We start from the raw sequence: 10,344 nt of genomic DNA, 5'->3' as shown, positions 1-10,344 counted from the left end.
CGCGGATATGCCGATCCAGGCTCATTGGGCCATAAGCATTGAAGGTCTGTCGCTTGAGACTGAAGTGATGGGCACTGACCTGAGCCAAGTCGCCGTGCTGCTCGGAATGGTGGATGACGTTCATTTCCGGCGCGGTGGACACCGTGCGCGCTTGCAGGAAGGGCTTGTCGCTTAGGGTGTTGACGTAATCGGTGAGCAAGTTGCCGTTGCGCACGGACAGGCCATCGAGCCGGTAGGAACCGCCGATATCCGAATGCGCGCCCGGATTGACCAGGTTGAGCAGGCGTCCATCCTGGGTGCGGCCCGGATCAATAATGTCCTTGGCCGGGAAGAGATCGCGGCGCTCGTCGCGGGCGGTGATTTGCAGGCCCGACACCACCGACGGCGGCAGGCGCGTGTCGCGCACGTTCATGTCGCCGGTGGCCACCGGGTCGAGCAGGCCCACCGCCTGCGCGGTGCGGCCGGGCGGCACCAGCGGTGGGTGCGTTGGGGTCAGCTTGAGGATTTCGCCGTTGGGCCCCTGATCGATCTTCATGTCTTTGCGGTCCTGGATACCCCGCTCGTGGACCATGCGGGTGAACATCGCTGCGGTAACCGCGCCACGACTGAAGCCCGTGGACACAATGCTGATTTCGGCCTGCGGGTCTTCTTCGCGCCATTTTTTGGCCTGATCGATGAATTTCAAGTACATCTCTTCCATCCGTGGCCCGTAGCTGTAGCCCAGACCACCGTCGAGGTTGCGAGTAAAGGCATCGTCCTGGGTGCCTACGCCTGGGACGTAGTGGCCATTGATATTGCGTAAACCGGCGAAATTGGCCGCCTGTATTTGATCGTACATGACGCCGATGTTGGTGATGTGCTCGGGATCCTTGTTCTTGTCATTGCCGGTGCCATCGAAGCAAGCCACGAACAAACGAGTATGCGGATTCTGCTGGCTGACCAGTAGCGGTGCCTGGAACTGCGCCAGAGCATCGCGGCTCTTTTGGTAGGAAGCCAAATCCTGTGCAGTCGCCGGATAGGTTTCCACACCATCGGCCCATTTCTTCTCGTCGTTACGTTCGTTGGCCATTACATGCTCCCTGGCGAATACGCCATCAGTAGGTCTTGGTGTAGGCGAGGATCAGATCGCTGCGGAAATTGCTATATTTGTTACCAGGCTTTTGCAATACCGTGGTATCCACCATTGCCTTCATATAAACATTGATGGTGCGGTCGTTCACTTCCAGAATGATCTCTGGAGAGATATCGGCCTGCAGGATCGGCGGCAGTTGCTCCTGCGGTACATGATGCAGCACCACCTTGTCCTTGAAGATGGCCTCAAGATCCACCAGGGCATGGTGCGACTGGCCGTCCTTTGATCGCCAGGACACTTCCGCAGGGGGCGGGAAGTTCGGGAAGTTGCGTATGCCGATCGTACCAGCGTGCATATTGTCAGGATAGATATCTCCGAGGGACGCTGAGGAAATCTGTTTGACATCCTCAGGATAATTAGCCTCGTACCTGCCGTTGTAAAGTACCTTGCAACCGTACGTATCGTAGCAGCCCGCACCGAATGCATGTTTGCTAAACGGAATCGGCTTGCTGGTATCGATATGCACGGTGTTATTAGCATCGACTGGAATATTGCCGATCAGGTGAATACCGGATGGGTCGTTGGTAGGCGTATTCATGCGTGAACATCCAGTCAGAGGGTGGACGAAGGCGGCGCACAGCAGCAGAGGGAGCACTGCACGGTGCGGCGGGATGCTAGAAGGTCGCACAGCCATGAAGCCACCTGCGGAAACGGAAGAACAGCCTACTACCTGCAATGCGCTCATGGTAGTGCGGGGGCGGTGTGGCGCGGTTCAACGCATGGCGGCTGCGTTCGTAGTCTCCCAGATCGCGCGCAGTCGGCGGATAGTTTGCCAAGCCATCGGCCCAGGTCTTTGCAGTACCAAGATCACCAAACCATCGCGCGCCAGTGAGGCAGGCTGCTGACTGGTCAAGCTTATGGGGTCGCCCTTTCTGCATTGAGAATTACAATAAATAATTCGCTTCGATTCTGCTCTGCTCTGCTCTGCTCTGCTCTGCTCTGCATACTTTTCAGCACTCTCTTCACCGGTATCGGGATAGTTATCAATTTACTCCCGGGATATCCCCCGACTACCAATGCAACGCGGAAAAGCAACGAGCGACTGACCGCTTGCACCACCGGCGCCGCGCCTCCCTAAAGCACCTCCAGTCGGCGAATATCCGGCAGCTGCGTGGGAGCTGTTCGGTTGAAACTCACCCTGCTGGATGGGCACGCCCTGTCAACTCAACCGGCACACGGATGTCGGCACGCAGTTCGGCTTCGGCCACCGCTTCGGGATCGTCTAGATAGAGATAATGCAGCGGCGCATCGCGCAGCACGTAGCCGCTGTCGGGCAGCCACTGTGCGAGCACCAGGTCGAGCGCGTCTTCCAGCCCTGCATACGCGCCCACATGGCGCAGCACCGCGTGCGCGCCGCCGTCGAGCTGGCGCAGGTGCAGCGGCGACGGCGGCGACAGCGCGGCGTCGAAGACCATGCCGCATTCGAACAGGTGCCGATGCGCCGGCACATCGCGGTGATCGCTGAGCGGCAGGCCGATCAAGGACTGCAGCTGCGCGATCACACCGACCCGCTCGGCCCAGGCCGCGATGCGGCCGAAGCCACGGTCCAGGTCGTCGAACGCACCGCGCTGGCGCAGCACCACCACTTCCAGCGGATCGAGCACCTGCACCAACACCTGCAAGGGCGCGCCGGACAGCTGCGGCGGCACCGAGGGCATGGCCAGTTGCTGCAGTTTCTGTGCGCGTGCGGCAGGCGCGTTGCGCAAGCTGCTCGGGCTGGCCTGCAGCACCGCGCGGAACGCACGTGCCAGCGCCTGCGGGGTCTGGTAGCCGACCGCCAGCGCGACATCGGTCACCGAGGTCTTTTGCTCGCCCAGCAGATGCAGCGCATAACTCAGACGCAGCCGCGCGATGGTCTGCCCCAGGGTTTCGCCTGCCAATGCGCGGTACACACGATGGAAATGATGCGGCGATTGCCGCGCCACTGCCGCCAGCGCTGCCAGATCCGGCAGCGGTTCGCCGGCGCGGATGACGGCTTGCAGATGTGCCACAACGCGCTCGACGCTGCGTTGCCGATGGAAGACGACCGGGGCTGCGGACATGGGCGATCCCTCTTGGAGGCCCACAGCATCACGCAAATCGACGTGGCGTGCGGTCCCGATCTTGCGCAATGCGTCAGCCTGCGCGACCGCATGCCGGCGGCCCAGGCTCAGCTCGCTGGCGCTGCCGCACCGGCCGGCACGGTGGCTGTCCTCAGCTCACCACTCCGCCGCAGGCGTCGCCGGTCGCCAAGATTGCCGTGCTCATGCGTCGGAGACACCGGCTTCGGCAAAGGTGGCCATGCCGTTGTGCAGGGCGCAGGCGCTGCGCAACAGCGGAATGGCCACTGCCGCGCCGCTGGCCTCACCCAGGCGCATATCCAGTTGCAGCAACGGCTCGGCATCCAGCGCACGCAACAACGCAGCATGCCCGCGCTCGTGCGAGCGATGCCCGAACACCAGCCATTCGCGCACGCCGGGATTGAGATGGGTGGCAACCAACGCCGCAGCGGTGCTGATGAAGCCATCCACCAGCACCGGAATGCCGGCCTGCGCAGCGGCAATATAGGCGCCGACCAACGCGGCAATCTCGAATCCACCCAGCCGACGCAACCGCTCCAGCGGCGTGGAGGCATCGGCATGCAACGCCAACGCACGCGTGATCACGATCGCCTTGTGCGCGATGCCTTCGGCATCCAGCCCGGTGCCTGCGCCGGCCATCGCTTGCGGGAATTGCGACAGCAACGCGCAGCCCAGTGCAGCGGCGGCGGTGGTATTGCCGATACCCATTTCGCCGCCGACAAACAGCTGCGTACCGCACGTTTTCGCCTGCGCAATGCTTTCGGCGCCGGCGGCGAGCGCGTCGCGCAGCTGCGTCGATGTCATCGCCGGCTGCTCGCAGATATTGGCGCTGGAGGGCGCAATCCATGCGCGGCGCACACGCGGCAAATCGCCCGGGTCGTTGACCACCCCCAGATTCACCACTTCCAGGCGTGCGCCCAGCTCACGCGCCAGGACCGCAATGGCGGCGCCACCGCGGGCAAAATTGCGCACCATCTCGCCAGTGACCGCTTGTGGAAACACCGATACGCCTTCGGCGGCGACGCCGTGGTCGGCGGCATAGACCGCGATCCAGATGCGCTGCACGGTGGGGTGTTCGTTACGCTGCCAGGCCGCAAATTGCACGGCCAGCTGCTCCAGCCGGCCCAGCGCACCGGGCGGCTTGGTCAATTGCTCCTGCCGCGCCAGTGCCGCAGCGCGCACGCGTGCGTCCGGCATGGCGCAGGCACCATGAATCCAATCGCTACTCACATCGGGTCTCCTTGCAACACGGTCGGCGATCCCGACACGACGAACACCACACGCCCGCACTGTAGCGCCAATGTCTGGCGCAGCCGGCCGGCCTCATCGGCCAGACGGCGCGCCAGTTCGCCCAGCGTCATGTTTCCATTCCGCCACCGCATGCGGACCCGCACGACCTGCCCGGAAAGCCACGGCTAAACAGCACGCAGCGCATCAGCGTCGCGCACGAAGTCGCTGCTGTCGGGACAGCCGAACGGATGGCGCAGCCGCCGCATCGGCAACCCACTGATTCGCAACGGTCTGACGCAGCAAGCGTCTGCCAGATAACGGCCAGCACGCGGGTTTCTGAAACCGGCGCCACCACGGCACGCGTTGACTGCGGCGGAGCGTTAAGCGAAGGCCTGCGCGGTGGCGGCATGCATCACCTCACGCACAGACGGGGCGGCATCGGCATTTCTTTCAGCCGAATACCAAGTCGGCAGCAATCGGCAGCCGCGTGGTCGGCGTGCTCGACAACCACGATGAGCTACCGTCACCCGACGCCCAGGCACCGACTGCGCCCGCCTGCCAGCGTGCGCAATCGGTGCGTTGTTGTTACTGCGCCGCTTGGTAGCGGAAGGTCAGCAGATAGTTGCGCCCCGGCTGTGCGTACCAGCGAGCGGTTTCGTACTGGCGATCGAACACGTTGTTGGCGGTAAACGACACCTTCCACTCCGCGTTCACCGCGTAACTCACGCGCAGATCGAGCAAGCCATAGCCGGCCAGGCGATCGGTGTTGGCCAGGTCGTCGTAACGCTTGCCGGAGCCGAACAGACTGGCGCCCACGCCGAATGCACCGAAGCTGCGGTCCGCATCGATGCGTCCGCTCTGCCGCGCACGCCGCGGCAACCAGTTACCGTGGTTGATGTCGCCATCGGCCTGCGGCTGCAGCCAGGTCAACGCACTATGCACGGTCCAGCCGGCCAGTTCGGTGTCGTAACCGGCTTCCACGCCGCGGATGCGCGCCTGATCGATATTGTTCGGCTGCCCGAACGGATGCGCCGCATCCACCAACGACGCGTCGTAGGCGATCAGATCGTCGATGCGGGTCTGGAACGCGCTCAGCGTCCAGGTGCCCCAGCCGTAGCTACCGCGCAGGCCGAGCTCGGCGCTCTTGGAGGTTTCCGGCCCCAGCAACGGGTTGCCGAAATCGGGGTAATACAACTCGTTGAAGGTCGGCGCCTTGAACGCAGTGCCGTAGCTGGCGGTCAGGCGCAGATGTTCGGCGACATCCCAGCCCCACAGCAGGCTGCCGGTGGTCTTGCCGCCGAACTGGCTGTTGTCGTTGCGACGCAGGCTGGCCTGCAACGATTGGGCCCCGAAACTCTGCTGCCACTGCGCGAACGCGGCGCGGTCGATGCGGCTGTCGGCATCGTAGCTGTCGCTGCTGGCGATGGCGTCGCGCTGCCAGTCGAAGCCCACGCTGAGCAGGCCGGCGCGTGCATCGATGTCGGCCTGCAAGGAGCCCTGCTTGCGACGGGTGTCGTAGGTGGACACGTACGTACCGTCGTAATACGCATCGCTGAAATCGGAACTGCTGCCGACGCTGGCAGTGAGCTTGACCGCATCGGTGGGGGCATAACGCACACGCCCGCCGGCCGCCTGTTGCACGCCCTTGGACAGGTTGCCGCCGAAGGCCGAGCCGTCGTATTCGTTGCGGCTCTGCGCGCGCAGTGCGTGCACGTCGGCATCCCACTGACGATTGAAGCGCCAGCCACCCTGCACACTCAACGAATCGTTGCGGTAGCCGTCGCGATCCGGATCGTAGTCGCTGGAACTGGTGTCCAGATAGGCATTGATGCCATCGGTTTCATCGTGCACCGCGTTGGCCGAATACCAGCCGCCACTCTCGCTCAGATCGCCCTGGCTGCGCCCGGCCACGCCTGCGCTGTAGCGGCGCGCGTTGTCGCTGCCGGCTACCGCGCTGAAGGTCGGCACGAAGCTGCCTTGCGGCCGACGGGTGAATATCTGGATCACACCGCCCATCGCCTCGGAACCGTAGAGGCTGGAAAACGGGCCGCGCACGATTTCGATGCGTTCGATCTGCTCGATCGGCAGATCCTGCAGCGCAGCGCCGCCCGAGGTGGCCGAGCCGATGCGCACACCGTCGATCAACACCACCACCTGGTCTGACTCGGTACCGCGCAGGAACAGCGAGGTCGGCTTGCCCGGGCCACCGTTGTTGGCCAGCGACACCCCGGCTTCGCCACGCAGCAGGTCCTGCAGCGAATTGACCTGGCGACGCTCGATCTGCGCGCGGTCGATCACCGTGACCGGCGCCAATGTCTGGTCCTGGGTCTGCGCGGTGCGCGAGGCGGTGACCACGACCTGGTCGAGATCGACGGCAGCCTCGGCCTGCGCCAGGTTGACCACGCACAGCGACAGGCCCACGGCCAATACGGCGCGCGGTGGCAAAACGGAAGAAAGGGACATCAACGGCTGCTCCTGGAACCGCACCTACCCGCGCGGCGGCAATGGGGGCGGCAGGCAGCAACGGGCCAGGCGTCCGACGCAGCAGCGCCAGACGATCAAGGCCACGCCCACCGCGTGCCGGGTCAGTCCCTCAGGCCGGTCTCCGGGCTCGCGAGTGGAAGCTGGCGCCTCCGATACCGCGCCTTCCCATGCAAGCGCACAGTGGCATATTGCGGCATCTGACCTCGCCCACCGTTGCGGGGGCAGCTCCGGAATTGCCTCTCGCCAAGGCGATGCGCGCACCGGATTCCCGTTTAAACCACCGACAAACCGGCAGTCACCTCAGGGGCGCGCATGGTAGCAGGATTGGCGCGGTGCCTCGCAGGTGTCTGACAGTCGGCGAGATCGAACGTCTGGCGACGTAGAGGTGGCGACAGTGAAGCGCTTGGCGTGCGATGCGGAATTCCTGATGAGGGGTGGCAAATGCGCCCTCATCCGCCCTTCGGGCACCTTCTCCCGCATGCGGGAGAAGGAGGAGAGTCACTATGAGGCGAAAGCCGATTGCCTTCTCCCGCATGCGGGAGAAGGAGGAGAGTCACTATGAGGCGAAAGCCGATTGCCTTCTCCCGCGTGCGGGAGAAGGTGGCGCGCAGCGCCGGATGAGGGCCGCAATGCACTGCTGCCGACACCCAACCGACAAGCCCGCTTGCAGCTCAGCCCTTGGTAAACACCAGATGCCCCCCCTCGGCACGCACGCGCACCGTGTCGCCACTGAGGTACTGGCCGGACAGGATCTGCTGGGCCAGCGGGTTCTCCACCTGCGACTGGATCGCACGCTTGAGCGGGCGTGCGCCGTAGACCGGATCGAAGCCGACATTGCCCAGCAATTCCAGCGCGGCATCGTCCAGATCCAGCTTGAGTCCGCGCTCGGATAGGCGCTTTTCCAGCCCATGCAACTGGATGCGCGCGATCGATTTGATCTGCGCCTTGTCCAGCGGATGGAACACCACGATGTCGTCGAGCCGGTTGATGAACTCCGGGCGGAAATGTGCCTGCACCACGCCCATCACCGCCGCCTTCATCTGCGTATAGGCCTCGGCACTGCCATCGCCGGAGAGCTCCTGGATCTGATGCGAGCCCAGGTTGGAGGTCATCACGATCACCGTGTTGCGGAAGTCCACGGTGCGGCCCTGGCCATCGGTCAGACGGCCATCGTCGAGCACCTGCAGCAGGATGTTGAAGACATCGGCGTGCGCCTTTTCCACTTCGTCCAGCAGGATCAGCGAATACGGCCGCCGGCGCACCGCCTCGGTGAGATAGCCGCCTTCCTCGTAGCCCACGTAGCCCGGAGGCGCACCGATCAGGCGCGACACCGAATGCTTCTCCATGAACTCGCTCATGTCGATGCGGATCATCGCTTCGGTGCTGTCGAACAGGAAATCCGCCAGCGCCTTGCACAACTCGGTCTTGCCCACGCCGGTCGGCCCCAGGAACAGGAACGAACCGCTCGGGCGATTGGGGTCGGACAGGCCGGCGCGTGAGCGACGTACCGCATCGGACACCACCTTGATCGCCTCGTTCTGGCCGACCACGCGGTGATGCAGCTCATCTTCCATGCGCAGCAATTTGTCACGCTCGCCTTCGAGCATCTTGTTGACCGGAATACCGGTCCAGCGCGACACCACTTCGGCGATTTCCTCGGCGGTCACGCGGTCCTGCACCAACTTGAAGTCGTGATGTTCGACCTCGTTGGCCAGCGCCATCTGCTTCTCCAGCTGCGGCAATACGCCGTACTGGATCTCGCTCATCTTGGCGTAGTCCTGGCGACGCTGCGCGGCTTCCAGTTCCAGCTTGGCGTGCTCGATCTGTTCCTTGACCTTGGTGGTGCCCTGCAGCGCCGCCTTTTCCGACTTCCACAACTCATTGAGGTCGTAGAACTCGCGTTCGAGCTTGTCGATGTCGCTTTCCAGGTCGGACAGGCGTTGCCTGGACGCGTCATCCTTTTCCTTCTTCAGCATCTCGCGCTGGATCTTCAGCTGGATCAGGCGGCGCTCCAGGCGATCAAGTTCCTCCGGCTTGGAGTCGATCTCCATGCGGATGCGCGATGCCGCCTCGTCCATCAAATCGATGGCCTTGTCCGGCAACTGGCGGTCGGTGATGTAGCGGTTGGACAACGTGGCCGCCGCCACGATCGCCGGGTCGGTGATCTCCACGCCGTGATGCACCGCGTAGCGTTCCTTCAAGCCACGCAGGATCGCGATGGTGTCTTCCACCGTCGGTTCGCCCACGAGCACCTTCTGGAAACGCCGCTCCAGCGCCGCGTCTTTTTCGATGTACTTGCGGTATTCGTCCAGCGTGGTGGCGCCGATGCAATGCAGCTCGCCGCGCGCCAGCGCCGGCTTGAGCATGTTGCCGGCGTCCATCGCGCCATCGGCCTTGCCCGCGCCGACCATGGTGTGCAGTTCGTCGATGAACAGGATGATCTGGCCTTCGTTCTTGGACAGGTCGCTGAGCACCGCCTTCAGGCGCTCTTCGAACTCGCCGCGGAACTTGGCGCCGGCAATCAGCGCGCCCATGTCCAGCGACAGCACGCGCTTGCCGCGCAGGCCTTCGGGCACTTCGCCGTTGATGATGCGTTGCGCCAGGCCCTCGACAATCGCGGTCTTGCCCACGCCGGGTTCGCCGATCAGCACCGGGTTGTTCTTGGTGCGCCGCTGCAACACTTGAATGGTGCGGCGGATTTCTTCGTCGCGGCCGATCACCGGATCGAGCTTGCCGCTCTCCGCACGCGCGGTCAGGTCGATGGTGTATTTTTCCAGTGCCTGGCGTTGTTCCTCGGCGTTTTCCGATTGCACGGTTTCGCCGCCGCGCAGCTTGTCGATGGCCGCTTCGATCTTCTTCTTGTCGCCGCCGGCCGCGCGCAAGGCCACGCCCAGCGGGCTGGCATCGTCGGCAGCGGCCAGCACGAACCACTCGCTGGCGATAAAGGCGTCGCCATGTTGCTGGGCGAGTTTGTCGGTCTGGTTGAGCAGGCGGTTGAGATCGTTGCCGATCGACAGATTGCCTTCCTGCCCGGAGACCCTGGGCAGCGTGTCCAGCGCCTCGCCCAGCCGCTCGCGCAACAAGGGCACGTTGACGCCGGCCTGCGACAGCAGCGGGCGCGTGCTGCCGCCGCTCTGGTCGAGCAGTGCGGCCAGCACGTGCACCGGTTCGATGATGTTGTGGTCGCGGCCCACGGCCAGCGACTGTGCGTCGGCCAGTGCCTGCTGGAACCGCGAGGTGAGCTTGTCCATCCGCATGGGGAATCCTCTGAACGGGTGGCCGGCAACGCCGGCGATACCGTGCAGATGCGGCTGCTGTGCGGCGTTTCAAGGTTTGGCGGGCACCGACCGTGCGGTCGCGCGCAGGCGGGCCGGTCCGAACTGGTCGCTGGCCGCGACCTTCGGCGGGTCGAATCGATCGATCCGGCAGGCCGACCGC

General features: G+C 64.2%; 7 protein-coding genes and 1 riboswitch. All 7 genes read right to left on the bottom strand.

What is annotated here, in order from left to right; translation table 11 throughout:
* A partial coding sequence (locus GGR61_RS19330; protein WP_184623413.1) for a DUF2235 domain-containing protein occupies nucleotides 1-1,069 on the bottom strand: 1,069 nt, incomplete at its 3' end.
* A 25-nt stretch (nucleotides 1,070-1,094) separates the two neighbouring features.
* Nucleotides 1,095-1,670 (bottom strand): hypothetical protein, encoded by a 576-nt coding sequence (locus tag GGR61_RS19325; protein ID WP_184623411.1) that lies wholly within the window; start codon nucleotides 1,668-1,670, stop codon nucleotides 1,095-1,097.
* A 595-nt stretch (nucleotides 1,671-2,265) separates the two neighbouring features.
* The gene (locus GGR61_RS19320) at nucleotides 2,266-3,174 is read right to left on the bottom strand and encodes a GyrI-like domain-containing protein (RefSeq protein ID WP_184623409.1); all 909 of its coding nucleotides are present in this window, start codon (nucleotides 3,172-3,174) and stop codon (nucleotides 2,266-2,268) included.
* Nucleotides 3,175-3,375: 201 nt separating this feature from the next.
* Nucleotides 3,376-4,422, bottom strand: a complete 1,047-nt coding sequence (cobT, locus tag GGR61_RS19315; protein WP_184407443.1) for a nicotinate-nucleotide--dimethylbenzimidazole phosphoribosyltransferase — start codon at nucleotides 4,420-4,422, stop codon at nucleotides 3,376-3,378.
* Nucleotides 4,419-4,553, bottom strand: a complete 135-nt coding sequence (locus GGR61_RS19310; protein ID WP_184407444.1) for a bifunctional adenosylcobinamide kinase/adenosylcobinamide-phosphate guanylyltransferase — start codon at nucleotides 4,551-4,553, stop codon at nucleotides 4,419-4,421. The genes cobT and GGR61_RS19310 overlap by 4 nt, the downstream gene beginning before the upstream one ends.
* A 454-nt stretch (nucleotides 4,554-5,007) precedes the next feature.
* Nucleotides 5,008-6,885: a TonB-dependent vitamin B12 receptor gene (gene btuB, locus GGR61_RS19305; RefSeq protein ID WP_184623407.1), complete on the bottom strand. Its 1,878-nt coding sequence runs from the start codon at nucleotides 6,883-6,885 to the stop codon at nucleotides 5,008-5,010.
* 115 nt (nucleotides 6,886-7,000) lie between these two features.
* A riboswitch (cobalamin riboswitch) is annotated at nucleotides 7,001-7,224 on the bottom strand.
* Nucleotides 7,225-7,577: 353 nt separating this feature from the next.
* Nucleotides 7,578-10,163 carry an ATP-dependent chaperone ClpB gene (gene clpB / locus GGR61_RS19300; protein WP_184623405.1) on the bottom strand — a complete coding sequence of 862 codons (2,586 nt, stop codon included), beginning with the start codon at nucleotides 10,161-10,163 and terminating at the stop codon, nucleotides 7,578-7,580.
* Between the last annotated feature and the right edge of the window lie 181 nt (nucleotides 10,164-10,344).

The sequence above is a fragment of the Xanthomonas sp. 3058 genome, from assembly GCF_014199765.1.
Taxonomy (GTDB): Bacteria; Pseudomonadota; Gammaproteobacteria; order Xanthomonadales; family Xanthomonadaceae; genus Xanthomonas; species Xanthomonas campestris_B.
Note: the sequence above shows the minus strand (reverse complement) of the source record. Positions and strands in the feature narration are given on the sequence as shown.